The organism is Neomoorella sulfitireducens (assembly GCF_024733845.1).
In the GTDB taxonomy this organism is placed as follows: Bacteria; Bacillota; DSM-521; order Neomoorellales; family Neomoorellaceae; genus Neomoorella; species Neomoorella sulfitireducens.
Map to the genome: position 1 here is coordinate 177,734 of NZ_JANRHG010000003.1, position 22,343 is coordinate 200,076.

Below are 22,343 nucleotides of genomic sequence, written 5' to 3' on the forward strand. Positions count from 1 at the left end.
TTATCCCTTTATGAAGAATAAAACCTATATGCCCGTACTACCATTGTTGAAGGGTAATTTGGATGCTTTAAGGAGGAAAATGTATGGATATTATGCCCTGGACGGCCTTGATCTTCCAATCAATACCGGAGGAGATAATTATAATTACCTTAGGCCTGGCCCTGGTTGGCGAGTATCCCCGGATGAGAGGGATTGTTGTCGTTGCTATAATCGGGGCTTTATTTTCTTTTTTCTTCCGGCGTTTACCTGTAAGTTTTGGCATCCATACTTTAACGGTAATAGTGGTATTTACGTTATTAATGCGATTGACTCTGCGGGTTAACCTTATTAAGGGCTTGGTAGCCTCTATTTTAGGCATCCTGCTCCTGGGAATTATTGAGAGTATATCTATCCCCCTTGTTTCTTCTTTAACCGGGATTAGCATAGATGTAGCCTTGCGCGATCCATGGCTTAGAGTCCTTTTTCCTCTGCCCGATGAAATAATTCTGGGAGTGATGGCCTATTATTGCAGGCGGCGGCATTTTTCCCTGATTGCCGGTAGTAAGCTGCCGGAACTAGAAGTAAAAGAGGAAAAAGAGGATGGAAAATAAAAATTTAACGTGGGCAATTATAGCCCTCGTTCTACTTCAGACCTTACTAATAGTTATCTTTAATTTAAGCTATCGTGTGCGGCATACCTTTCCTATTTTTTCCCCGGATCAAAACCAGGTAATATATATCGTATTTTCACTGTTATTATTACTAACTTCTGCCGGCATGATATATATTTTATTTACTACGGCGAACAGGGATATGCAGCTCCTGCGCCAGGAACTATACATAGAAAATCTAAAGGAGAGCCTGAAGAATTTACGCGCCCAGCGCCACGATTTCGTCAGCCACCTGCAAACGGTTTACGGCCTGTTGCAGCTGGAGATGGCCGACGCCGCCCTGGAGTACATAACCTCCCTTTGCAACGAAGTGAGCCAACCCACCCGAATTATCGAAGTCAACCAGCCGGTGCTGGCGGCCCTTTTCCGGACCAAGGCTGCCACGGCGGAAGCACGGGGTATAAACTTTCAATACGAAATAAACAGCGATTTAAAGGGTTTTTTGCTACCCCAGGCAGATCTAACCAGCATCTTCGGCAACCTCCTGGACAACGCCATCGAAGCCGCTATGGCCGCCCTGCCCGGGATGGAGAGACGCATCTGGCTGCGGATTTTTAATGCCGATAATTATTACTGCTTTGAGGTGGGCAATACTGGCCCGGCCATCCCCCTGGAACTGCAGAAAAAAATCTTTGAAAGGGGTTTTACCACCAAGAAAGACGATAAAGAAAACCACGGCCAGGGGTTGTATATAGCCCAGAAGCTGGTGGCAGCCCATAACGGCCAGATTAAGGTTTACAGCAGCGAACATGGTACGGTTTTTACAGTAAGATTTCCTGTATTGAAATAATATTGTCAAGATGGAAGGAATTTGCGAAAACATGAAGAATAAGGTAGAATAATATGGTATAATTAGCAAACTTTATGGAGCAGACAAACCTTGTTAAGCATTCATGATATAGCTCATAACACCGCCGCTTGCCTGGTCTCCAGGCTGCCCGATGGCATCCGGAAACCGGAGGTGGAGGTGGTGGCCTTTGGCCTGGAGGTGGTCATGGGGGCGGGCCTGCAGTTGGTTATCTTTGCAGCGACCGCCTGGTACCTGGATCTTGTACCGGAAATGATGGCCGCCCTTGTAACCATGGCCACATACCGCCTGCTGGCTGGCGGCGTCCACTGCAGCGCCTATTACCGCTGTCTAATCCTGTCGTTGTTAACCCTTGTTATTTTGGCCTTTCTGGGACGCTGGCTCCCAGGGGCCCTGGGGGGATATTTACCGGGGGCTATAGTGCCGGTGTTTACGGCCGGCCTGTTGATTGCCTGGCGCCGGGCACCGGCAGACGTTGAGGCAGCACCAATTATCAACCCGGCGCGCCGGGCCCTGTTAAAAAAAGCCTGTTATTTATGGCTACTTTTCTGGTTTGCAATCATCGAATACGGTTGTTACCGGGGGTGGCCCGGCAGCGTCCTGGCCACCAGCCTCCTGGCTCTAGTATTCCAGAGCTTGGCCCTAACACCTGCTGGTTTTACTGCTGTGGGTTGGGCAGATAGCCTGTTAAAACGCATTCTGCCCCTGGGATAAAAGCTGGAGAAAAGGAGGTGAAGTTTTATGTTGAGGAAACTGGCAGCCATGGTATGTTCCCTGGGTGTGGCCCTGGCCGTACTGGTGGCTAACAGCAGTGTATGGCCGGCCAGTGTATTAGTATGGCACCAGCCGGAAGTACCGGTAGATTTAAGGAAGTAAAAGAAGTCTATTAAAGAGATATCCGGGTTCTAAGGGAGGCTGCCTCCCTTTTTTCTTTATATTGACCCCGGCCGGGGATAATGTGGTATATTATGGTATGGCTTCATTCATAATATTGCCAGGGGATGGTTATGACTACCAGAATTGACCTGCGGGGCCTGCTCCCCGAGGAACTGGCGCAGTTGGCGGTGGAACTGGGTGAAGGAGCCTACCGCGGCCAGCAGCTTTTTCAATGGCTCCACCGCCGTCGCGTTGCCGGCCTGGAGGCAATGACCGACCTACCCAGGGTTTTCCGGAGCCGGCTGGCCGGCCAGGCTGTACTGCCGCCGGTAGAGGTTAAAAACCGCCTGGTAGCGGATACCGGCTTGACCAGGAAGTTGCTGCTCCGCCTGGCGGACGGCGAACTCGTAGAATGTGTACTCATGTCTTATAAAGATGGCCGCCGGCGGCATACCGCCTGCCTGTCCAGCCAGGTGGGCTGTGCCATGGGTTGCGCCTTTTGTGCCACCGGTCAGGGCGGTTTCCGCCGCAACCTTACACCGGGAGAAATTATCCTCCAGGCCTTGGCCCTGGTGCAAGACGTGCAGCAGGAGGAACCCGGGGCGCGCCTGAGCAATATTGTATTTATGGGCATGGGCGAGCCCCTTCTTAATTACCGGGCCGTCTTAAAGGCGGTACGTATTTTTGCCCACCCGGAAGGTTGGGGTATAAGTCACCGGCGTATTACTATTTCTACTTGTGGCCTGGTGCCCCAGATCAGGCGGCTGGCCGGGGAAAGGCCGGCCCTGGAACTGGCGGTATCTCTCCATGCCGCTACCAATGAATTGCGGGAGCGGTTAATGCCCATTAACAGGCGGTATCCCCTGGAAGAGTTAATCCCGGCCTGCCGCTACTATAGCCGGCTAACAGGACGGCGGGTTACCTTTGAATACGCCCTCATAGCCGGGGTCAATGACCGCCGGGATGACGCCAGGCGCCTGGCCGGGTTACTCCGGGGGGTGCTGGCTTTTATCAACCTTATTCCCTTGAACCCGGTTCCCGGCAGTCCCTACAAAGGCGTTAGCCAGAGAAAGGCGGAGCTATTTGCTTCCTGGTTGCAAGAAGCCGGCCTGGCAGCGGCCGTTAGGGAAAGCCGGGGACGGGATATCGCCGCTGCCTGCGGCCAGCTCCGCAGCAGTACCGGCTGGGAGGTGTATTAATGGATTTGCTGGAAAAAAACGAGCGCTTCTGGCAGCGACTTTTTGACAACCTTTTCCGCCGTGGTGCCGATATTCCCCTGCAACCCGTGGAAATTGCCAAAAAGCTGGTCAAAACTATGATTGCCCGGCGGACGGTCAGCGTCAGCCGTGTCTATGTACCCAATGTTTACCTTGTTTATTTAAATCCCGGGGATTTTGAAAGTCTATCGGCCTTTGAGCATGCCCTTGCCGGGGAACTGGCAGGTTATTTAAAGAAGAAGGCAGCTGAGCAAAACTTAACTATGGTCGGTGAACCCCGGGTAGAGCTGGAAGTAGAAGACGAACTGGCCCCGGGCGAGGTGCGCATCCACGCCCGCATGGAAGAAGGACTGCCCGGGGAGGAGGAAGCCCCTCGTGTTGAAGGCGATACTTTAATTTACAGGGCCGTCGATACGGAAGGGGTTGACCGGCCCGGCCGGCCTTTCTTGAAGCTGGCAGTTATCGACGGGCCTGACGCAGGGCGTACCTTTCTCCTGCAGCCCGGGAAACATATCCTTGGCCGCCAGCCGGCCTGTGATTTTATCCTTACCGACGAACAGGTATCCCGGCGCCACTGCCAGCTGGAGGAAGTCCATGACCGGGTCCTGCTGGTGGACCTGGGTAGCCGCAACGGTACCCTGGTTAACGGGAAGAAGGTAGAAAGGGCCTTCCTGAAGCCCGGGGACCGTATGCAGGTTGGCCGGACTGTGTTAGAATTACAGGTAAGCTAGCAAGAACGGGTGGTTATTTTGGTAGAATTCTTACTGGCAGGCTTGCGATTTATATTCGTAATCTTAATCTACCTTTTCCTGTGGCATGCCTTGAAACTAATGTACCTGGAACTGGCACCGGAATATAAACGTTCTCGTGGCACTACCGGCCGGCCGGTTTTAACTGTCCTGGAAACAAAAAACCCCGGGATAAAAAAAGGAGAAAGGTATACTCTCGGCGAAAATATTACTATTGGCCGCGACCGGCAAAATGATATCGTAATTAATGACTTCCATATTTCGGCCCGTCACGCTGTAATAGTCCGCCGCGGCGAAGAATGGCAGTTGCTGGATATGAACAGCACCAATGGAACTTACGTGAACGGCCGGTTATTGAACGGACCGGTGGTTTTACGGCCCGGTGATGAAGTGCGGCTAGGCGGTGTAACCTTTAAAGTGGGGTGGGAAGATGCGAGCCGAAGCCCTTTCCCATACCGGACTGGTGCGACCCGGTAATGAAGATTGTTTTATCAGCGACGTTGATCGGGGGCTTTTCGCCGTAGCTGACGGTATGGGCGGGCATCAGGCCGGGGAAGTTGCCAGTCACCTGGCTTTACGGGCCCTGCAGGAGAGGCTTTTTGACGGTACGGCAGGGGAGCCGTTGTCCCGCCTCCTGGCTGCAGCAGAATTCGCTAACCAGACGGTTTACCGGTGCTCCCTTGCCAGCAAGGAGCGGGCCGGTATGGGGACAACCATGACGGCGGTCTGGATTGTGGGCTCGAAGGGCTTCCTGGTCCATATCGGCGACAGCCGTGCCTACCTGCTTCGCGGCGGACAGTTACAGGTATTAACTAACGATCATTCTTATGTAGGCGAGCTTGTCCGCAGCGGGGGGTTGACGACCGAAGAAGCTCGCGTGCATCCCCAGCGCAATATCCTTACCCGGGCCCTGGGGACTGATGGAACGGCCGCTATCGACAGCCGGGAAATTGAAATGAAGCGGGGAGACCGTTTGCTGTTGTGTACCGACGGCCTTTATGAGGTCATTCCCGATCAAGAGCTTGCTAACATCATGAACCGCCACCGGGAACTGGCCGAAGCCGCCCGCGAATTATTGCGTCTGGCCCTGGAACGCGGCGGGCCGGATAATGTTACGGTGGTGTTGGCCCTTTATGAGTAGAAGCGTTACCGGTACAAACCGCGGGCAGGAGATGGCCCTGCTAATCTGGCCGTCTTTAATCCTGGTTGCCGGCTATGGCTACATGGTGACTTTTTCTCCCGGGCAAACGGGGTGGTATCCGGGTTATGCCCTGGCCCTGTTGCTGGGGGGCTTCTGGGGAGTGCACCTGGTTTTAAGGGTTACCCGCCACGGCGGCGATGAGTATTTCCTCCCCATCGCGGCTACCCTGACATCCCTGGGACTTATCTTTTTGTTCCGTCTTGATCCCGGCCTTGCTTATCGCCAGATTATCTGGACGGTAATGGGGCTTTTAGTCCTTATCGTCATAACCGCCGGTTTCCGTGATTACCAGCGCCTGGAGCAATATCCCTACTTCTTTTTATCCCTGGGTCTTTTTTTCCTTATTATTACCGTCCTCCTGGGGACGCGCATCGGCGGGGCCAAGAGCTGGCTGACCCTTGGTTCATTCCGTATGCAACCGGTAGAAGCCGTCAAGGTCCTCATGGTAATGTACCTGGCCGGGTATTTAAGCGATAGGAGAGAGCTACTGTTACAGGGAGCAGGGCGTTTATCCTGGGGCCCCCTCCTGGCGGCTGTAGCCCTGGCAGTTTTTTTACTGGTCCTGCAGCGTGATCTGGGTTCAGCCATGATTCTCCTCATAACTTTCCTGGCCATGCTTTACCTTGCTACCGGCAAATTACGCTTTTGTATGGCAGGGGGGGCCTTGTTCAGCCTGGGTGCGGTTATCGCCTACATGATTTTTCCCTATCTCCGGACGCGCATTGCCGTCTGGATAAATCCCTGGGCAGACTATAACGGGGCCGGCTACCAGGTTGTCCAGGCCCTGATTACCCTTGGGAGCGGCGGTATTATCGGCACCGGCCTGGGCCTCGGTTATTCCCAGGTGATCCCGGCCGTGGCCACCGACTTTATCTTTGCCACCATGGGTGAAGAAATGGGACTAATGGGCAGCCTGGGGATTATCCTCCTGTACCTGTTGTTTGCCCTGCGGGGCTTTTGCGCCGCCCTCCGGGCCCCCGAGGAGCAGGGAGTGCTGCTGGCCGGCGGGCTGACCGTACTCTGCACCTTTCAGGCCCTCATTATTATGGCCGGTGTCTGTAAACTCCTGCCCCTCACAGGGGTTACCCTGCCCTTTGTCAGTTACGGTGGCAGTTCCCTTATAATCAGTTATCTCCTCCTGGCTTTACTTCTCAATGTAAGCGCCGCCGGCCGGGAGGCCGGATTATGAAGACCGGAGTGCGCAACCTGGCCCTGGCGACAGGTGTTTTTTTCGTCATTCTCACCGTTTACCTGACTTACATCCAGGTTGTAGCCGGGGAGAAACTATATTTAACCTCCCTGAACCCGCGCTTGCGTCAAGTTGAACAGCAGGTGGCGCGAGGAACAATTTATGATCGCGCCGGCAGGGTCCTGGCCCGGACGATGGGAGAACCAGGTGAATTCCGGCGCCAGTATCCCTTTGGCCCGGCTACGGCCCACGTGGTGGGCTACGTTTCCGGCCGCTTTGGCAGCAGCGGCCTTGAGGCCGGACGCGACGGCGATCTCCTCGGTCTTACGGGGTGGCAGGGCATGGTTAATAAAAGCATGCGCCTGTTGGGCCAGGTTCCCCGGGGGAATAATCTGCATCTCACCCTGGATGCAGACCTGCAAACCCTGGCAGTGAACCTCCTGGCCGGCCGGCGGGGGGCCGCTGTGGCCCTGGACCCGCGCACCGGAGCCGTCCTGCTGCTGGCCAGCAGCCCTTCCTTTGACCCCAACCGCCTGGAAGAGGAATGGAACCGGATCAACAGCCCCGGGGCTGCAAGTCCCCTTCTGAACCGGGCCATCCAGGGCCTCTATCCCCCGGGTTCGACTATGAAGTTAATAACGGCCACTGCGGCCCTGGAAGCAGACCCCGGTATTTTACAGCGCGATTTCTACTGCCCGGGTTACCTGGAGGTTCAGGGATGGAAGCTAACCTGTCCCCGGCCCCATGGCCACCTTAATTTCCAGGAAGCTATGATGTATTCCTGCAACGTTACCTTTGCCACCCTGGCCCTGGAAGCCGGGGCGGAGAAATTTAAAGAAACAGCTGCCATGTACGGCTTTGACAAACCTTTAAAGTTCGACCTGCCGGTGGCGGGATCCCGGCTGCCGGACCGCCTGGACGACGGCTCTCTGGCCGAGGCTTCCATCGGCCAGGGCGCCGTCCTGGCAACGCCCCTGGAAATGGCTGCGGTTACGGCGGCTATTGCCGGTAAAGGCATCTTAATGCAGCCCTACCTGATCGAAAAGGTAACGGCAGCAGACGGACGGTCCCTGTGGGAGGCGGTGCCGCGGCCCCTCCAGGTGGTTACCAGTGCTAGAATAGCTGAAGAGATTAAAGAAGCCATGGTGGCGACCGTTAACGGTGGAACGGCGACGGCCGTTAACCTGGCGGGAATCCAGGTGGCGGCCAAAACAGGTTCCGCCCAGAATCCGGGGGGCGAAACCCATGCCTGGCTGGTGGCCTTTGCCCCGGCCCAGGACCCCCGGATAGCTGTAGCCGTTGTCGTAGAAAACGCCGGTGCGGGTGGCGCGGTAGCTGCCCCCCTGGCCCGGGAAATTCTGGCGGCAGCCTTGAGGCGGTGAAAAAATGGATAAAATGATTGGGAAAATATTGGAAGGTCGTTACGAGATAATTGAGGCCCTGGGGGGCGGGGGAATGGCCCGGGTCTACCGGGGTCAGGACCGCCTGTTGCACCGTTATGTAACTATCAAGATTTTACGGGAACAGTTTGCCAGCGATGGAGGGTTTTTAACCCGGTTCCATAAAGAAGCCCAGGCTGTGGCCAGCCTGTCCCATCCCAATGTGGTCAGCATTTACGACGTGGGACAGGAAGACGGCCTCCATTACCTGATTATGGAGTATGTTGAAGGCCGCTCCTTAAAAGAACTTATTAAAGAACGGGGTTTCCTGCCGGCCCAGGAGGCTATTGATATAGCCCTGCAGATCTGCGACGCCCTGGAACACGCCCATGAAAACGGCGTAATCCACCGGGATATAAAACCCCATAATATCCTCATTACCCGCAACGGCCGGGTCAAAGTAACCGACTTTGGGATTGCCCAGGCCGTCAACGAAGCAACTATGCCTTACAGCGGTACCATGGTCGGTTCGGTTCATTACCTGGCGCCGGAACAGGCCAGGGGCGGTATCACCGGCGCGGCGGCTGATATTTATTCCTTTGGTATCGTCCTTTATGAAATGCTAACCGGCGATCTTCCCTTTCACGGTGAAACGCCGGTAGCCGTTGCCATCAAGCATATCCAGGAATCCCCCCGGCCCCTGCGGGAGATAAACCCCGGTGCTCCCCCGGCCCTGGAGCGTATTGTGCTGCGGGCCCTGGAAAAAGAACCCGAAAGGCGCTATTCCTCGGCGGCTGCCTTGCGTTCCGAACTGCTGGCAGTCAAAAATGCCCTAACCGAAGATACCTTTGCCACCCAGGTCTTACCGGCGGTGGAGGCCGGTGATCCCCCGGCGGCTCAAGGCCGGCCGCGCCGGCGGCCGCGGGTGTGGGCTTGGGCTTTGATGATCCTCCTCTTTTTAGGCCTGGCCGCCGCCGGGTTGTGGGCCGGGTTCCGTTATTATCTCCTTGTCGGCGAGACGGTGGTTCCCCCGGTAGTAGGTCTAAGTGAAAGCCAGGCCATGGACCGCCTGGCTACAGCCGGTTTACGCGGCCAGGTCGGCAGCAGGCAATATAACTCCGAGGTGCCGGCGGGACAGGTAATGGCCCAGGATCCCGGTCCCGGTGAGCAGGTACGCCGGGGCCGGGTTGTAATCCTGACCGTCAGCCAGGGCACCCGCTTAGTTACTGTTCCTCCGGTTATCGGGTTGACGGAACGCGATGCCCGCCTGCGGTTGGAAAATGAAGGCTTCCGGGTGGCCGCGGATTCCCTGAAAGCATACCATCCCAGCATTCCCGCCGGTTCGGTGGTGGAACAGAATCCTCCCGGTAACAGCAAGCAACCCGAGGGTACCGAGGTCAGGTTGATTATCAGCAAAGGCCCGGAGCCCCAGTTGATTCCTGCACCTTCTTTGCTGGGCAAAACCCTGGCCGAGGCCCAGCAAGAGCTGGCGGCAGCAAAGCTGCAACAGGGCACCCTTACCTACCAGCGGAGCGAAGAACAGTTCCCGGGGATAGTCATTGACCAGGACCCGCGCCCGGGGGCCAGTGTCCTGCAGGGAAGCGCCGTCAATCTGGTAGTCAGCCAGGGTCCGGGCCCGGCCAGGAAACAGCTGGGTATCACGGTACCGCCGGCACTGGATGATAGAGAGCATGAGATCCGCATAGTCGTTAATGATGCCAGGGGTAGCAGCGAAGTATTGAATAAAAAACAGGAGCCGGGCCAGCAAATCCAGGCCGTGATAACATATTACGGTAAAGGTATGCTCCAGGTCTTTCGCGACGGTAATCTGATTTACGAGCGGGATCTACCGTAAGGAGGAGGGCATGGAAGGCATCCTTTTACGGCGTTACGGCGGTTTTTATTATGTAGAGAGTGAAGGACGGGTCTGGACCTGCCGCCTGCGGGGCCGTTTCCGGCGTGAGGCCGACCTCTTGCCGGGTGACTGGGTGGAAATCGTCCCCCTGGGTACTGGAGAAGGGGTGATTGAAGGGGTTAAACCCCGGCGCACCCTCCTGGAACGCCCTGCGGTGGCCAACGTTGAACAGGCCATTATTGTTTTTGCTTTAAGCACACCGCCTCCGGATCTTGAACTCCTGGATCGCCTGCTTTTTTTGAGCAGCGTCAAGGATATCCGGGCCGTAATCGTTTGGAATAAAGCAGATGTCGGGCGGGAGGAGTACCTGGACTTACCTACTGTTTACCGGGAGATCGGGTACCAGGTTTTAATCGCCAGCGCCCGCACCGGCCAGGGGGTAGAAAGGCTGAAGGAGCTTCTTACCGGCCGGCTCAGCACCTTTGCCGGTCCTTCCGGAGTGGGCAAATCTTCCCTTTTAAATGCCATTTACCCGGAGTTTAACCTGCGTACCGGCGAAGTGAGCGCTAAAAGCGGCCGCGGCCGCCATACCACCCGCCATGCCGAATTAATCCGCCTTCCCGGCGGGGGCTGGGTAGCCGATACACCGGGTTTCAGCCGCCTGGACCTGCCGCCTATGGACCACCTGGAGGTCGCCGCCCATTTTCCTGAGATGGAGCCCTTTATTGGCCGTTGCCGGTTCAATTCCTGCCTGCACCGGGGTGAACCCGGTTGCACCGTGGCCGCGGCCGTGGAGGCCGGGAACATTGCCGGGCACCGCTATGAACACTACCTTAATTTTTTGGATGAGGTTATTGCCAGGGAAAGGAGTTATTGAACTTTGCCTATAATTGCCCCTTCGCTGCTGGCCGCCGATTTCGGTAACCTGCAGGCGGAAATAGAAGATGTAACCGGTGCCGGGGCCGACTGGCTGCACCTGGATATTATGGACGGCCATTTTGTCCCCAACATTACCTTTGGCCCGGACCTGGTGGCGGCTTTAAGGCCCAAAAGCCGGCTGGTTTTTGACGTGCACCTCATGCTTTCCCGGCCGGAAGAATTTATTGCTCCCTTTGCCGCCGCCGGCGCCGATTATATCAGCGTTCACGCCGAAGCCTGCATCCACCTTCACCGGGTTTTACAGCAAATCCGCGCCGCCGGCTGCCGGCCGGCGGTAGCCTTAAACCCGGCCACGCCATTGACAGTATTGGATCATGTCCTTGAAGACGTGGAAATGATTTTGTTGATGACGGTAAATCCCGGTTTTGGCGGCCAGGAGTTTATCCCGGCCATGCTGCCGAAAATAGCCTCCCTGGCAGCAATCCTGCATCAACACAACAGGGACATTTTGCTGGCGGTAGACGGGGGAATTTGCCCGGATACGGCCCGGGAGGCCTGCCGGGCCGGGGCCAACGTTCTGGTAGCCGGTTCGGCCGTCTTTGGTTGCCCGGACCGGGCCGCAGCCATTAACGCTTTACGCGCGGCAGGAGGCTAGACGGCACTTTTTCCTTGACGCCGGCAGGTTACAGGTCTATAATTACATTAACGTCCTTCGGGGTTAGGTGTAATTCCTTACCGGCGGTAAAAGCCCGCGAGCCGTATGGCAGACCTGGTGCAATTCCGGGGCCGACAGTGATAGTCTGGAAGGGAGAAGGCGTTTTGTATCCCTTGTCCTATCCAACCCCGGAGTATACCCCCGGGGTTTTTTAATGGCTGCAAAAGGAATTAAGAAGGAGCCCCTCATAGCGGCACGTCGCTAGCAGCGAGGGCATGAAAATTCCTGGTTGGCATTTGTTTGAAGCGAGCGAGCTTCTACCGAGTGGCGAAGCGGCCCAGGCGAAGCTGAAGAGCGAGGGCGGGGCCGAGGACAGGATGTCCTAGGCCGGATTCTAAAGGCAAGGACGCCGAATAGGCCGGGAACCCCGCCCGAGCCCGAAACTGAGCCGTAGGCCGCTCCACAAGGGCCACGGAGCGAGCTAGACAATGCCAACCTGCAATAGAGTTATTTTCGGAGGAGCAAGCGGAAATGCTTCCAGAGGATGTCGAGTACATGCGCCGGGCCCTGGAACTTGCCCGGCTGGGCCTGGGCCGTACAAGCCCCAATCCCGCCGTAGGCGCCGTGATTGTCCGGGACGGCTGCGTGGTAGGAGAAGGTTATCACCAGAAGGCCGGCACGCCCCATGCCGAAGTTAATGCCCTGCGGGCGGCGGGCGAAGGGGCCCGGGGGGCCACCCTTTATGTTACCCTGGAGCCCTGCTGCCATTACGGCCGCACACCGCCCTGCACGGAAGCCATTAAAGGGGCCGGCATCAGGCGGGTGGTGGCCGCCATGGCCGATCCCAACCCCAGAGTGGCCGGCGGCGGCTTCCAGGCCCTGCGGCAGGCCGGAATTGAAGTGGAGGTTGGCCTGTTGGAGGACGAAGCCCGGCGGCTTAATGAGGCCTTCATCAAATATATTACCACCGGCCGGCCCTGGGTCACCCTGAAGATGGCCCTGACCCTGGATGGGAAAATCGCCACCCGCACCGGTGCCTCCCGCTGGATCACCGGGCCGGAAGCCAGGTTAAAAGCCCATGAGCTCCGCGATACCCACGACGCCGTCCTGGTGGGCATCGGTACCGTCCTGGCCGACGACCCCGAGCTCACAACCCGCCTGCCGGGGGGCAGGGGCCGTGACCCTGTACGGGTCATCCTGGACAGCCGTTTAAGGATACCTTTAACGGCCAGGGTGTTGAACCTGTCCTCCCCGGCTCCTACCCTGGTGGCCACAACCGCAGCGGCGCCGGTGCCGGCCCGGGAGCGTCTGGCCGCCAGGGGCGTCGAAGTCCTGGTCCTGCCGGAAGAAGACGGGCGCATCCCCTGGGAACCCCTCCTGGCCGAACTGGCCCGGCGCCAGGTTACGAGCATCCTGGTGGAGGGAGGGGCGGGGGTAAATGCAACCGCCCTGGCCGCCGGAATAGTAGACAAGGTGGTAGCCTTTATTGCGCCGCGGATCTTCGGCGGCGTGACCGCGCCGGGGCCGGTAGGGGGGGGAGGGGTGGCGACCCCCCGGGAAGCCTGGCAGCTGGATCGCATAGAGGTGGCGCCCTGCGGGGATGATGTTATGTTAAGCGGTTACCTGGTGAAAAGAAGGGGATAAGAGTGTTTACTGGCCTGGTTGAAGAGATAGGCGTAGTCCGCCGGGTGGAAGCTGTGGCCCTAGGAGCCCGGTTAACCATTGCCGCCCGGGAAGTGCTTGCCGGTACCCGCCGGGGCGACAGCATAGCCGTTAACGGCGCCTGCCTGACTGTCGTTGACTTAACGCCCGCGGCCCTGGTAGCCGAGGTGATGGCGGAAACCTTACGGGTTACCACCCTCGGCTCTTTAAAACCGGGAGACCGGGTCAACCTGGAACGGGCCCTGCAGCTGGGGGAGCGGCTGGGCGGCCACCTGGTAAGCGGGCACGTAGACGGCGTGGGGGAGATTAAAACCAAGCGACAGGCGGGAATCGCCTGGGAACTGGAGGTCGTGGTGCCTCCCGGCCTGGAACGCTACATTGTTCCCAAAGGCTCCCTGGCCCTGGATGGTACGAGCCTGACGGTCATCACTGCGGAAGGGAGCATGGTGACAGTTGGCCTTATTCCCCATACTGCCCGGCATACCATCCTGGGAGCCAAGGGACCGGGAGACAGGGTGAATGTTGAAGTCGACCTGCTTGCCCGTTACCTGGAAAGGCTCCTCACCCGGCCCCGGGAGGAGAAGGGCCGCGAGGGTTTGACCGTGGAGTTCCTGGCCGCCAATGGCTTTATTTAATAAATGGGAAAGAAGGTGTTCGCCGTGGGTGAAGAAAAGGTCAAATTCAATACCATTGAGGAGGCCATTGACGATATACGCAACGGGCGCATGGTGGTGGTGGTAGACGACGAGGACCGGGAAAACGAAGGCGATGTGATCATTGCGGCGGAGAAGGTTACTCCAGAGGCCATCAATTTTATGGCCACCCATGCCCGGGGCCTTATTTGCGTCCCCATGGAGGGGCAACGCCTGGATGAGCTGGAGCTGAACCCCATGGTTACGCAGAATACGGAATCCATGGGAACGGCCTTTACCGTATCCGTAGACGCGGCTGAAGTGACGACGGGCATCTCCGCCTTTGAAAGGGCCGTTACCGTTAAAAAGCTTATCGACCCCCGTACCCGGCCTGAAGACCTGCGCCGTCCGGGGCATATATTCCCCCTGCGGGCCAAACAGGATGGGGTGCTGCGGCGGGCCGGGCATACAGAAGCTGCCGTGGACCTCGCCAGGCTGGCCGGTCTCTACCCGGCCGGGGTTATCTGCGAGATCATGAACCCCGACGGCACCATGGCCCGGGTGCCCCAGCTTTACGAATTCTGCCAGGAGCACGGTTTAAAGCTTATTACCGTCGCCGATTTAATCAAATACCGCCGCCGGACGGAAAAACTGGTCCGCCGGGTGGCCGAGGCCGAGCTGCCTACTGCTTACGGCCATTTTAAAGCCGTTGCCTATGAAGAAATAATGAGTGGCAAGGGTCACCTGGCTCTGGTAAAGGGAGATATTGCCGCCGGACAGCCGGTGTTGGTCCGGGTTCACTCTGAATGCCTGACGGGAGATGTCTTCGGTTCTTTACGCTGTGACTGCGGCGAGCAGCTCCAGCAGGCCATGACCATGATCGAAGCAGAAGGACGCGGTGTCGTCCTCTATATGCGCCAGGAAGGCCGGGGCATAGGCCTCCTCAATAAAATCAAAGCTTACAAACTCCAGGAAGAAGGCAAGGATACGGTGGAAGCCAATGAAGCCCTGGGCTTCCCGGCCGACCTGCGGGACTACGGCATCGGCGCCCAGATCCTGGCCGACCTGGGCGTCCGCCAGATCCGGCTCCTGACCAATAATCCCAAAAAAATTGCCGGGCTGGAAGGATATGGCCTGCAAGTTGTCGAAAGGGTTCCCATCGAGATGTGCCCCAACCGGGTCAACCATCGGTATCTGAAGACGAAAAAGGAAAAAATGGGGCACCTGCTGCAAATAAGTTGAGATAACAAAGCGTATGCAGGCAAATGGCGGGGTATGTCTTGGAGACGCGAAACGTAAGCGCCGGTAACAGGACAGGCGAGGTGAGGTAACCGTTACCGCCGCTTAAGGCACGCCTGAGCGCGCATTAGAGGAAAAGAAGCTACAACTCATAGAAGACACAAAGTTTGCGGAACCAGGAGCCTATTCATTGGCAATCCGCAGGCGGCGTGCAACGGTCCGAACCGAGCTGTTGTCCTGTCGGCGCGTAGTGTCTCAAGCGGCGAAGGGACATACCCCGACTGTTTATCGTAGATTAGATATTTTGAGAAGGAGGCCTTTTTCCCCATGCCCAACACCTTAACGGGCCAGCTCCAGGCCCGGGGATTGAAATTCGGCATTGTCGCCAGCCGGTTCAATGAGTTTATTACCGCCAAGCTCCTCGACGGGGCCCTGGATGCCCTGACCCGCCACGGCGCCGATCCGGCGGCCATTGACGTGGCCTGGGTACCGGGAGCCTTTGAAATCCCCCTGGCGGCTCAAAAAATGACGGCCCGCGGTTACGACGCCGTTATTTGCCTGGGAGCCGTCATCCGCGGCGCCACTCCCCATTTTGAATATGTAGCCGCCGAGGTCACCAAGGGCATCGCCCAGGTCGGGCTGAACAGCGGCGTACCGGTAATCTACGGCCTGATAACTGCCGACAACATCGAGCAGGCCATCGAACGGGCCGGTACCAAGGCCGGCAATAAAGGCTTTGACGCCGCCATGGCGGCCATGGAGATGGCCAATCTCTTTAAAACAATGTCCGGGCAGGTATAGAAGATGCGTATAGGAATCATCAGCGACACCCACGGCGACGGCGCCGCCTGGGAACAGGCCCTGGCCAATTGTTTTCAGGGCGTAGATATGATCATCCACGCCGGTGATGTCCTTTATCACGGTCCCCGCAATCCAATTGTTGCTTCCTACGCTCCCAAAGATCTGGCTACCCTCTTGCAGCAGGTGCCGGTACCCCTCTTGATTGCCCGGGGTAACTGCGACGCGGATGTAGATGTCATGGTCTTGAATTTACCAGTAACAGAACAGGTAGTAGTCCAGATGGGCAGGCGCCGTCTCATCGCCCAGCACGGCCACCGTTTGGTGGAGGGCGACGCTGAACACCTGGCCGAATATTACCGCGCCGACCTCTGGATCAGCGGGCACACCCATGTGGCCAAGCTGGCTGCCGGGAACGGCCGCCTTTTTGTGAACCCGGGCAGTCCCAGCCTGCCCCATAGTGGCCCCCTGGGCAGGTTAAAGACGGTAGCCGTCGCCGATGAAAAAGGCGTTAAAATCCTGGCCCTGGCAACCGGCGAGATCTTGAAAGAGATGCCCTGGCCGGCATAAAAAGATTAAACCCGGGGTTTATTCACCCCGGGTTAATTTAAATGGCTTGCAAACTTATTAAAGACGTTATTATACGGCCCGCTGTACCTTGCCTGAACGCAGGCAACGGGTACATACGTACACTTTTTTGGGGGTCCCGTTTAAAATAACCTTGACCCGCTGGAGATTGGGAGACCAGGTGCGTTTGGTCTTAATATTGGAGTGGCTGACCTGGTTGCCGGTAGTCGTCTTTTTGCCACAGATGCTGCAGACGGCCATTAGTTTCACCTCGCTTTAACAACCCTACGGGCGATATTTTACCAGAGAAAGGGTTAGAAAGCAAGGCAATAAATTTCTTTTAATTGGCAGGGAGTTGCCGGGCTCCTGTTGAATATAATCATCAGGTGGTGAAAGGAATGGCCGGCGAAGGAACTAAAAAAGTCGTCCCCCTGCAAATTACCCGGGACCTATCCATTTTAGAGGTAATGCAGGCTTATCCCCAGGTGCGCGAGGTTTTTTCCCGCTACGGCATGGGCTGCCTGGAATGTATGGGCGCCATGAATGAAACCATTGCCGGCGGCGCCCGCAGCCACGGCGTCAATCTGGAAGATTTGCTGGAAGACCTGAACAAAGCCATAAAAAGCCAGGAATGAGCTGTGGATGTTTAACCGACCTGTAACAGCATTAAAATACGTAGGTCCCCGGAAAGCGAGCTGCCTGAACAAGCTTGGCATCCTGACGGTGGGCGATCTCCTCTGGCATTTTCCCCGGCGTTATGAAGACCGCCGCCAGTTAAAGGAACTGGCGGCGGCAGCAGCCGGGGAAATTATTACCGTCCAGGTAACAATCAGGGCCTGGGAAGAAAGGGAACTGCGTCCAAACCTGCGCCTTTTCCGGGCCCTTATCCAGGACCGGCAGGGAACGGGATATGCCCTCTGGTTTAACCAACCCTATATCAAACGCCAGCTGCGCGCGGGCAGCGAGGTCATCCTTACCGGTAAAGTAAACTACCGGGGTTATATTCCTGAACTGCAGGTCAATGATTATGAAGCTATCGGGCAGGGTGATAAGGGCCTGCATACGGGGCGGATTGTACCCTTTTATCCCCTGACGACGGGTATAAGCCAGCGCTGGTTGAGGCTGGTCGTCTACCGGACCCTGGAGGAAATGGAGGGAGGCATACCTGAGCTTTTACCTCCCTCTTTATGCCAGCGCTACCGCCTTTTAAACCGCTACCAGGCCTTGAAATACATCCACTTCCCACCCGATCCCGGCGCCCTGCACCAGGCGCGGCGGCGCCTGAAATATGAAGAACTCTTAATCTGGGAACTGGCTTTAACTTTAAGCCGCTGGCAGCGTGAAGCCGCCGTCCGGGGTATTGCCCATACCCCCGATAACGAGCTGGTACACCGTTTTCTTGCTGCCCTGCCCTTTAACCTTACCGGGGCCCAGGAAAGGGTGCTGGCCGAGATCCTGGCCGATATGGAAGAACCGCGGCCTATGGCCCGCCTGCTCCAGGGAGATGTCGGTTCGGGTAAAACCGTAGTGGCGGCAGCAGCTATGGTCAAGTCTATAGCCGGCGGCTGGCAGGCCGCTTTGATGGCCCCTACGGAGGTCCTGGCCGAACAGCACGGGCAAACCCTGCAGAAAATCCTTGCACCTTTAGAAGTACCGGTAGCCATTTTGACGGGCAGCACTCCCCGGCCGGAGCGGGAAGCCATCCTGGCCGGCCTGGATACCGGCGCGGTGCCCCTGGTAGTCGGCACCCATGCCCTGATCCAGGAAAATGTCAGCTTCAAGGCTCTGGGCCTGGTCGTTATCGACGAGCAGCACCGCTTTGGCGTTGGCCAGCGGGCTGCCCTGCAGGCCAAGGGGCAGGCTCCCGACCTGCTGGTCATGACGGCCACGCCAATTCCCCGCACCCTGGCCCTGGCAGTGTACGGGGACCTGGATGTGTCCCTCCTGGACGAATTGCCACCGGGAAGGCAGCCGGTAAGCACCCATATATTAACGGAAAAACAACGTTCAAAAGCATACCGTTTAATCCGCCGGGAAATTGAAAATGGTCACCAGGCCTACGTCATTTGTCCTTTAATTGAGGAGAGCGACAGCATAGCCGCAGAAGCCGCCATGGCCATGGCGAAAAAATTACAGGAAGAAATTTTCCCGCAATATACCGTAGGACTGGTCCACGGGCGCCTTAAAGCCGCTGAAAAAGAAGAGGTAATGAAGGCTTTCCGGGAGGGTAAAATTGCCATTCTGGTGGCGACAACAGTTGTTGAGGTGGGCGTTGACGTTCCCAATGCCACGGTGATTTTAATCGAAGGGGCGGAAAGGCTGGGCCTGGCCCAGCTCCACCAATTGCGGGGCCGGGTGGGGCGCGGTGCGGCAGCGTCCTATTGTTTGCTCATTACCAACAGCAGTGAGGCAGCCCGGGAACGGCTGGCCGTCCTGGCCTCCAGCCAGGACGGTTTTGCCATTGCCGAAGCCGACCTGCGCCTGAGGGGCCCGGGAGAATTCTTCGGCACCCGCCAGCACGGCCTGCCGGAATTTCGCCTGGCCAGCCTGCCCGGGGACGGCCGCATCCTGGAACAGGCCCGCCAGGACGCCCGTATGATTTGCCGGGAAAAGCTGTGGCAGCAGCCGGAATACCGCGATCTTTACCTGGCCGCCAGGGAAAAGATGTCCTGTTTGCAATTATAACAGGAAAAATATGTCATCTGGCGGCAGCATTTTTAAACTGCTTTTCGGCCACACTAACCTAAGAAACTAGCGCGCAGGTGATTATATGAAGTTAAAAGAAAATGAGCGTTCTTTACTGGCTTCCTTCTCGAGCAGTACTAAAGCCCGGGAAGCAATCAATGCCCTGAAAGCGGCCGGCATTACCGAAGCCCGGCTGGACCGGGTAGGGCGGTTCGGCAGCCGTTATAATGACCGGTATAATAATCCCCTGGCCGGCCAGGCCGGTACCGTTACCGGTTTAAGCCTTTATTCGGCCGATATTAACCCCCTGGTGAAAACCGATACCCGGGCCCTGCTGGCCGCCGACCCTTCTGTCAGCGGCTTGGGCTTAAAAGATTACGGGATAGCCGGCAATGAAGGTTTTCTGGTCACCGTCGTAACAGAAGCTTCCCGGGTGAACGAGGCCCGGGAAATCCTTGAAACCCATGGTGGTCGAATTTAAAAAACGCCCGGAAGGGCGTTTTTTGGTAATATTAACAAAAAATTACGCTAGCCAAATAATACTAAGCATAAAAACAGGCCGCCGGCTCATACTAAAACTGCACAACGTAAAAGGAGGTGAAACTGAATGCCGCGTGGAGGAAGGACCAACCGTCTCCTGATCCCCCAGGCCCGCGCCCAGATGGAAAGGTTCAAGCAGGAAGTGGCCAGCGAGCTGGGGATCTCCAATTTCGACGGTTACCTGGGTGACCTGCCCTCCAAGGTTAACGGTTCTGTAGGGGGGCTCATGGTCAAAAAGATGATTGCTGCCTATGAGCAGAGCCTGAGCAATCAAGCAGCCGGCGGCCTTGGTGGTGCTGATGTCGAACTGGGTGCCGCCCAGAACGTTACCGGCCGTATCAGCGGGCCCAATCCCGCCTTTAACGCCGGTGGCCAGAAAGTTAACATCAACGCCCAGCAGTACAACCCCGGTGGGCTGGGTGGCTTAACCCAGTAACCAGGCGAAGGTTTCAAGATGGCGGGTTTAACCCGCCATCTTTAATAATTTTAATGTAAAGGTACAGTTCCCTTTGCCTGGAGTAAGGCGCTGTGCAGGGATCTGTTCAGGGCATTGCCGATAACCCAGGCCAGGTTGTGCACCAGGTCGTCAATTTCTTTAGGGGTGACGGTAAGGGTGCCGCCAAAGGGAGCCAGGACGTTGCGGGTCAGGTTCTGGGCCACGGCCTGGTTAAGCTGCAGGTTGACCTGGGGAAAAGCCTGCTGCATCTGGGAAAGGGCTTCATAAATAATTACACCGGCATGGACTACAGTAGGAATACCGATAGCAATGACGGGAATACCCATCGTTTGTTGATTGATACCTGTACGCTGGTTACCGACCCCGGAGCCGGGATTGATGCCGGTATCGCTAATTTGAATACTGCTGCCGATTCGCTGCAGGTCGCCGGCAGCAAGGGCATCTATGGCAATCAACACCCGCGGCCGGGTTTTTTCTATTACCCCTCTGAGGATTTCTGCTGTTTCAATACCGGTAGTCCCGAGCACACCCGGTGCCAGGGCACTGACGGGTCGCGTTCCCGGGGGCATGTTCTGAGGGGCAAACTTTAATAAATGCCTGGTAACTGTAAACTGGTTGATTACTTTTGGCCCCAGGGAATCCGGCGTGGCTTCCCAATTCCCCAGGCCTACAACCAGCACCGGATCTGCCGGCCCTATATGCCATTTTTCTAAAAGTAGGTTTAGCTTCTGGGCCAGGAGCGCCGCTATTTCTTCATGAACGGGAGGGTTTTCGGAGCGGAGGGCGGGGGCATCAATGGTTATGTAGGTTCCCTGGGGTTTGCCCATAGCCTGTTCGCCCATAGCATTCATGATGGTAATAGTGGTAACGGTTGCGTTGGGATATTGTTCTTTATCTTCCCTTACCCCGGGTACTTCCTGCCGGGTAGCCCCGCGTAAGAGGGCATGGGCTTCTACCGCCAGGTCCAGGATAACTCCTGCAAGCCGGTAAAAGTCAGCGCGCTCCAAGGTAATTTCCTCCTTATTTAACCCTGGTTTCAGGTTTTCCTAAATGAAAAAAAATATACATGGAAAAGGAAATCCCTATTTACATGTTGAATATTTGCCCTGAAGGAAGGTGAGACTGATGGAAGTAAAATGTGCCTTCTGCGGTCGCAAAGAGGAGCTCACCAAAGTACATAAGGATTATCGCAAATTGGCCAGGGACAAAAACGCCGTCTATACCTGCGAAATCTGCCGCGCCCGGCTGCGCTATCAGGCTATGCAGACGCAAAAACCGGAAAAACCCTTATAGATAACATATTGACAGCGAAAAATAGACATAGTATAATCATAAAAGAGAGGAGGAAGAAAAGTGGAAATTCGTATCAGCCCGAAAGCAGAACAATATATCAAAGAAAAATCCGATACCATCACTATAAAACTGGAGATGTGTGGCGGTTGAGCCGGTATCACCATTCGTCCTGCCGTGTATGCAGGCGCTCCGGCCGACGTAAAAAACTTCATTGTCAAGCAGATAAACGATTTGAAGGTTTACTTGCAGAAAGGGATTAAAGCTTCACGCGGCCTGGATGTAGACCTGGTAGGCTTTGGCCCCTTTAAACAACTTGTTGTAGACGGTGTACAAAATTATTAAATTAGGAGGCTGAAAATATGAGCAAACCCATTAATGTAGATAGTGGTGCCTTTGAAGCAGAAGTGCTGTCGGCCCCGCTGCCGGTGGTGGTTGATTTCTGGGCCGTCTGGTGTGGCCCCTGCCGGATGATGGCCCCGGTGCTGGATCAACTGGCGGCAGATTACAATGGTAATGTTAAATTTGCCAAAGTAAATGTTGATGAGAACCAGGAACTGGCATCACGTTATGGTATTATGAGTATACCCACCCTGGTTATTTTTAAAGATGGCCAGGAAGTGGGGCGCGTCATTGGTTATATGCCCAAAGAAAAGTTAAAGGAACAGCTAGATGCGGCCATACATTAAATGAGCCTGCCGGGGAGAAGGGGGACGATTGTAACTTGGCCCGCCGGGCTTTTATTGATGCAGGCCTGTGCGATGGCCGGGCCGACTGCCAGGCCATGAACGCCTGCCCTACAAAATCCTTCATGCGTGAGGATGAGAAAGAACCCTGGTTTATTGGCCCTACCTGCCTGGGCTGCGGCCGTTGTTTAACGGCCTGTGATTTACGGGCCATAGCCCTGGTCTAAATGCCGGCCACCGGTTAAATTACCGGTGGCCTTTAAATTTTTACAAGGGGCAGGCTTTTATCGTCACATGTCGAATTATATCCTCTAAGGAGGGAAAACAAA

At 56.4% G+C, this 22,343-nt stretch carries 28 protein-coding genes and 1 riboswitch; of the genes, 26 read left to right on the forward strand and 2 right to left on the reverse strand.

Translation table 11 applies throughout. The features are described from left to right. The first annotated feature begins 83 nt into the window (after nt 1-83). The 18 genes from NWF31_RS05235 (at nt 84) to yfcE (ending at nt 16,359) form a co-directional block, all read left to right on the forward strand. The gene (locus tag NWF31_RS05235) at nt 84-590 is read left to right on the forward strand and encodes a hypothetical protein (protein ID WP_258359453.1); all 507 of its coding nucleotides are present in this window, start codon (nt 84-86) and stop codon (nt 588-590) included. Next, nucleotides 580-1,440: a sensor histidine kinase gene (locus NWF31_RS05240; protein WP_258359454.1), complete on the forward strand. Its 861-nt coding sequence runs from the start codon at nt 580-582 to the stop codon at nt 1,438-1,440. The genes NWF31_RS05235 and NWF31_RS05240 overlap by 11 nt, the downstream gene beginning before the upstream one ends. A 90-nt stretch (nt 1,441-1,530) precedes the next feature. After that, entirely contained in the window at nt 1,531-2,172 is a 642-nt protein-coding gene (locus tag NWF31_RS05245; RefSeq protein WP_258359455.1) for an accessory gene regulator ArgB-like protein, read from the forward strand. 27 nt (nt 2,173-2,199) lie between these two features. Further along, entirely contained in the window at nt 2,200-2,334 is a 135-nt protein-coding gene (locus NWF31_RS05250; RefSeq protein ID WP_258359456.1) for an AgrD family cyclic lactone autoinducer peptide, read from the forward strand. A gap of 131 nt (nt 2,335-2,465) precedes the next feature. Beyond that, on the forward strand, nt 2,466-3,533 hold the full coding sequence (gene rlmN, locus NWF31_RS05255; RefSeq protein ID WP_258359457.1) for a dual-specificity RNA methyltransferase RlmN: 1,068 nt from the start codon (nt 2,466-2,468) through the stop codon (nt 3,531-3,533). Next, nucleotides 3,533-4,282 (forward strand): FHA domain-containing protein, encoded by a 750-nt coding sequence (locus tag NWF31_RS05260; RefSeq protein ID WP_258359458.1) that lies wholly within the window; start codon nt 3,533-3,535, stop codon nt 4,280-4,282. The genes rlmN and NWF31_RS05260 overlap by 1 nt, the downstream gene beginning before the upstream one ends. Nucleotides 4,283-4,300: 18 nt before the next feature. Next, on the forward strand, nt 4,301-4,777 hold the full coding sequence (locus NWF31_RS05265; protein WP_258359459.1) for an FHA domain-containing protein: 477 nt from the start codon (nt 4,301-4,303) through the stop codon (nt 4,775-4,777). Then, nucleotides 4,731-5,441 carry a Stp1/IreP family PP2C-type Ser/Thr phosphatase gene (locus tag NWF31_RS05270; RefSeq protein ID WP_258359460.1) on the forward strand — a complete coding sequence of 237 codons (711 nt, stop codon included), beginning with the start codon at nt 4,731-4,733 and terminating at the stop codon, nt 5,439-5,441. The genes NWF31_RS05265 and NWF31_RS05270 overlap by 47 nt, the downstream gene beginning before the upstream one ends. Continuing rightward, the gene (locus tag NWF31_RS05275) at nt 5,434-6,690 is read left to right on the forward strand and encodes an FtsW/RodA/SpoVE family cell cycle protein (protein ID WP_258359461.1); all 1,257 of its coding nucleotides are present in this window, start codon (nt 5,434-5,436) and stop codon (nt 6,688-6,690) included. Before NWF31_RS05270 ends, NWF31_RS05275 begins: the two co-directional genes overlap by 8 nt. Then, on the forward strand, nt 6,687-8,072 hold the full coding sequence (locus NWF31_RS05280; protein ID WP_258359462.1) for a peptidoglycan D,D-transpeptidase FtsI family protein: 1,386 nt from the start codon (nt 6,687-6,689) through the stop codon (nt 8,070-8,072). Before NWF31_RS05275 ends, NWF31_RS05280 begins: the two co-directional genes overlap by 4 nt. 4 nt (nt 8,073-8,076) lie before the next feature. Continuing rightward, complete coding sequence (locus NWF31_RS05285; RefSeq protein WP_258359463.1) at nt 8,077-9,924, forward strand: protein kinase domain-containing protein; 1,848 nt, start codon at nt 8,077-8,079, stop codon at nt 9,922-9,924. Nucleotides 9,925-9,934: 10 nt separating this feature from the next. Beyond that, on the forward strand, nt 9,935-10,801 hold the full coding sequence (gene rsgA / locus NWF31_RS05290) for a ribosome small subunit-dependent GTPase A (protein ID WP_258359464.1): 867 nt from the start codon (nt 9,935-9,937) through the stop codon (nt 10,799-10,801). Between the two features lie 3 nt (nt 10,802-10,804). Beyond that, complete coding sequence (gene rpe / locus NWF31_RS05295) at nt 10,805-11,458, forward strand: ribulose-phosphate 3-epimerase (protein WP_258359465.1); 654 nt, start codon at nt 10,805-10,807, stop codon at nt 11,456-11,458. 48 nt (nt 11,459-11,506) lie between these two features. Further along, nucleotides 11,507-11,623: riboswitch (FMN riboswitch) on the forward strand. A gap of 366 nt (nt 11,624-11,989) precedes the next feature. Continuing rightward, the gene (gene ribD / locus NWF31_RS05300) at nt 11,990-13,102 is read left to right on the forward strand and encodes a bifunctional diaminohydroxyphosphoribosylaminopyrimidine deaminase/5-amino-6-(5-phosphoribosylamino)uracil reductase RibD (RefSeq protein WP_258359466.1); all 1,113 of its coding nucleotides are present in this window, start codon (nt 11,990-11,992) and stop codon (nt 13,100-13,102) included. A 2-nt stretch (nt 13,103-13,104) separates the two neighbouring features. Next, the gene (locus NWF31_RS05305) at nt 13,105-13,755 is read left to right on the forward strand and encodes a riboflavin synthase (RefSeq protein WP_258359467.1); all 651 of its coding nucleotides are present in this window, start codon (nt 13,105-13,107) and stop codon (nt 13,753-13,755) included. Nucleotides 13,756-13,779: 24 nt separating this feature from the next. After that, nucleotides 13,780-14,994 carry a bifunctional 3,4-dihydroxy-2-butanone-4-phosphate synthase/GTP cyclohydrolase II gene (locus tag NWF31_RS05310; RefSeq protein ID WP_258359468.1) on the forward strand — a complete coding sequence of 405 codons (1,215 nt, stop codon included), beginning with the start codon at nt 13,780-13,782 and terminating at the stop codon, nt 14,992-14,994. 324 nt (nt 14,995-15,318) lie between these two features. After that, on the forward strand, nt 15,319-15,792 hold the full coding sequence (gene ribH / locus NWF31_RS05315) for a 6,7-dimethyl-8-ribityllumazine synthase (RefSeq protein ID WP_258359469.1): 474 nt from the start codon (nt 15,319-15,321) through the stop codon (nt 15,790-15,792). 3 nt (nt 15,793-15,795) lie between these two features. After that, nucleotides 15,796-16,359, forward strand: a complete 564-nt coding sequence (gene yfcE, locus NWF31_RS05320) for a phosphodiesterase (protein WP_258359470.1) — start codon at nt 15,796-15,798, stop codon at nt 16,357-16,359. A 69-nt stretch (nt 16,360-16,428) separates the two neighbouring features. On the opposite strand, the gene rpmB is transcribed toward yfcE, so the two are convergent. After that, nucleotides 16,429-16,617: a 50S ribosomal protein L28 gene (gene rpmB, locus NWF31_RS05325; RefSeq protein ID WP_258359471.1), complete on the reverse strand. Its 189-nt coding sequence runs from the start codon at nt 16,615-16,617 to the stop codon at nt 16,429-16,431. Nucleotides 16,618-16,754: 137 nt separating this feature from the next. On the opposite strand from rpmB, the gene NWF31_RS05330 reads away from it, so the two are divergent. From NWF31_RS05330 to NWF31_RS05345, 4 genes are all read left to right on the forward strand, one after another. Further along, nucleotides 16,755-16,991, forward strand: coding sequence for a DUF1858 domain-containing protein (locus NWF31_RS05330; RefSeq protein WP_258359472.1), 237 nt, complete (start codon nt 16,755-16,757; stop codon nt 16,989-16,991). A gap of 7 nt (nt 16,992-16,998) precedes the next feature. Then, on the forward strand, nt 16,999-19,041 hold the full coding sequence (gene recG, locus NWF31_RS05335) for an ATP-dependent DNA helicase RecG (protein ID WP_258359473.1): 2,043 nt from the start codon (nt 16,999-17,001) through the stop codon (nt 19,039-19,041). 85 nt (nt 19,042-19,126) lie between these two features. Then, the gene (locus NWF31_RS05340) at nt 19,127-19,522 is read left to right on the forward strand and encodes a hypothetical protein (protein WP_258359474.1); all 396 of its coding nucleotides are present in this window, start codon (nt 19,127-19,129) and stop codon (nt 19,520-19,522) included. Between the two features lie 126 nt (nt 19,523-19,648). Next, entirely contained in the window at nt 19,649-20,017 is a 369-nt protein-coding gene (locus NWF31_RS05345) for an alpha/beta-type small acid-soluble spore protein (RefSeq protein WP_258359475.1), read from the forward strand. A 50-nt stretch (nt 20,018-20,067) separates the two neighbouring features. Here NWF31_RS05345 and gpr read toward each other — a convergent pair whose 3' ends face one another. Then, entirely contained in the window at nt 20,068-21,045 is a 978-nt protein-coding gene (gene gpr / locus NWF31_RS05350; RefSeq protein ID WP_258359476.1) for a GPR endopeptidase, read from the reverse strand. A gap of 118 nt (nt 21,046-21,163) precedes the next feature. Between gpr and NWF31_RS05355 the strand changes: the two genes are divergently transcribed. The 4 genes from NWF31_RS05355 to NWF31_RS05365 are packed head-to-tail and all read left to right on the forward strand — an operon-like array spanning nt 21,164 to nt 22,241. Next, a complete protein-coding gene (locus NWF31_RS05355) occupies nt 21,164-21,331 on the forward strand; it encodes a DUF2197 domain-containing protein (protein ID WP_258359477.1) in 168 nt (55 codons plus the stop codon). Between the two features lie 60 nt (nt 21,332-21,391). Further along, nucleotides 21,392-21,673 carry a CC/Se motif family (seleno)protein gene (locus NWF31_RS14565; protein ID WP_340674351.1) on the forward strand — a complete coding sequence of 94 codons (282 nt, stop codon included), beginning with the start codon at nt 21,392-21,394 and terminating at the stop codon, nt 21,671-21,673. 17 nt (nt 21,674-21,690) lie between these two features. Continuing rightward, nucleotides 21,691-22,017, forward strand: coding sequence for a thioredoxin (gene trxA / locus NWF31_RS05360; RefSeq protein WP_258359478.1), 327 nt, complete (start codon nt 21,691-21,693; stop codon nt 22,015-22,017). 35 nt (nt 22,018-22,052) lie between these two features. Beyond that, the gene (locus NWF31_RS05365; RefSeq protein WP_258359479.1) at nt 22,053-22,241 is read left to right on the forward strand and encodes a ferredoxin family protein; all 189 of its coding nucleotides are present in this window, start codon (nt 22,053-22,055) and stop codon (nt 22,239-22,241) included. Nucleotides 22,242-22,343: the final 102 nt, after the last annotated feature.

Bases quoted from the DNA above. Each gene is read 5' to 3' on its own strand.
- ribD (WP_258359466.1), top strand. From the start codon at position 11,990: ATGCTTCCAGAGGATGTCGAGTACATGCGCCGGGCCCTGGAACTTGCC.
- NWF31_RS05355 (WP_258359477.1), top strand. From the start codon at position 21,164: ATGGAAGTAAAATGTGCCTTCTGCGGTCGCAAAGAGGAGCTCACCAAA.
- NWF31_RS05285 (WP_258359463.1), top strand. From the start codon at position 8,077: ATGGATAAAATGATTGGGAAAATATTGGAAGGTCGTTACGAGATAATT.
- yfcE (WP_258359470.1), top strand. From the start codon at position 15,796: ATGCGTATAGGAATCATCAGCGACACCCACGGCGACGGCGCCGCCTGG.
- recG (WP_258359473.1), top strand. From the start codon at position 16,999: ATGTTTAACCGACCTGTAACAGCATTAAAATACGTAGGTCCCCGGAAA.
- NWF31_RS05240 (WP_258359454.1), top strand. From the start codon at position 580: ATGGAAAATAAAAATTTAACGTGGGCAATTATAGCCCTCGTTCTACTT.
- NWF31_RS05235 (WP_258359453.1), top strand. From the start codon at position 84: ATGGATATTATGCCCTGGACGGCCTTGATCTTCCAATCAATACCGGAG.
- NWF31_RS05330 (WP_258359472.1), top strand. From the start codon at position 16,755: ATGGCCGGCGAAGGAACTAAAAAAGTCGTCCCCCTGCAAATTACCCGG.
- NWF31_RS05270 (WP_258359460.1), top strand. From the start codon at position 4,731: ATGCGAGCCGAAGCCCTTTCCCATACCGGACTGGTGCGACCCGGTAAT.
- NWF31_RS05275 (WP_258359461.1), top strand. From the start codon at position 5,434: ATGAGTAGAAGCGTTACCGGTACAAACCGCGGGCAGGAGATGGCCCTG.
- NWF31_RS05345 (WP_258359475.1), top strand. From the start codon at position 19,649: ATGCCGCGTGGAGGAAGGACCAACCGTCTCCTGATCCCCCAGGCCCGC.
- ribH (WP_258359469.1), top strand. From the start codon at position 15,319: ATGCCCAACACCTTAACGGGCCAGCTCCAGGCCCGGGGATTGAAATTC.
- trxA (WP_258359478.1), top strand. From the start codon at position 21,691: ATGAGCAAACCCATTAATGTAGATAGTGGTGCCTTTGAAGCAGAAGTG.
- rpmB (WP_258359471.1), bottom strand. From the start codon at position 16,617: ATGGCCGTCTGCAGCATCTGTGGCAAAAAGACGACTACCGGCAACCAG.
- NWF31_RS05250 (WP_258359456.1), top strand. From the start codon at position 2,200: ATGTTGAGGAAACTGGCAGCCATGGTATGTTCCCTGGGTGTGGCCCTG.
- NWF31_RS05260 (WP_258359458.1), top strand. From the start codon at position 3,533: ATGGATTTGCTGGAAAAAAACGAGCGCTTCTGGCAGCGACTTTTTGAC.
- NWF31_RS05280 (WP_258359462.1), top strand. From the start codon at position 6,687: ATGAAGACCGGAGTGCGCAACCTGGCCCTGGCGACAGGTGTTTTTTTC.
- NWF31_RS05340 (WP_258359474.1), top strand. From the start codon at position 19,127: ATGAAGTTAAAAGAAAATGAGCGTTCTTTACTGGCTTCCTTCTCGAGC.
- rsgA (WP_258359464.1), top strand. From the start codon at position 9,935: ATGGAAGGCATCCTTTTACGGCGTTACGGCGGTTTTTATTATGTAGAG.
- rlmN (WP_258359457.1), top strand. From the start codon at position 2,466: ATGACTACCAGAATTGACCTGCGGGGCCTGCTCCCCGAGGAACTGGCG.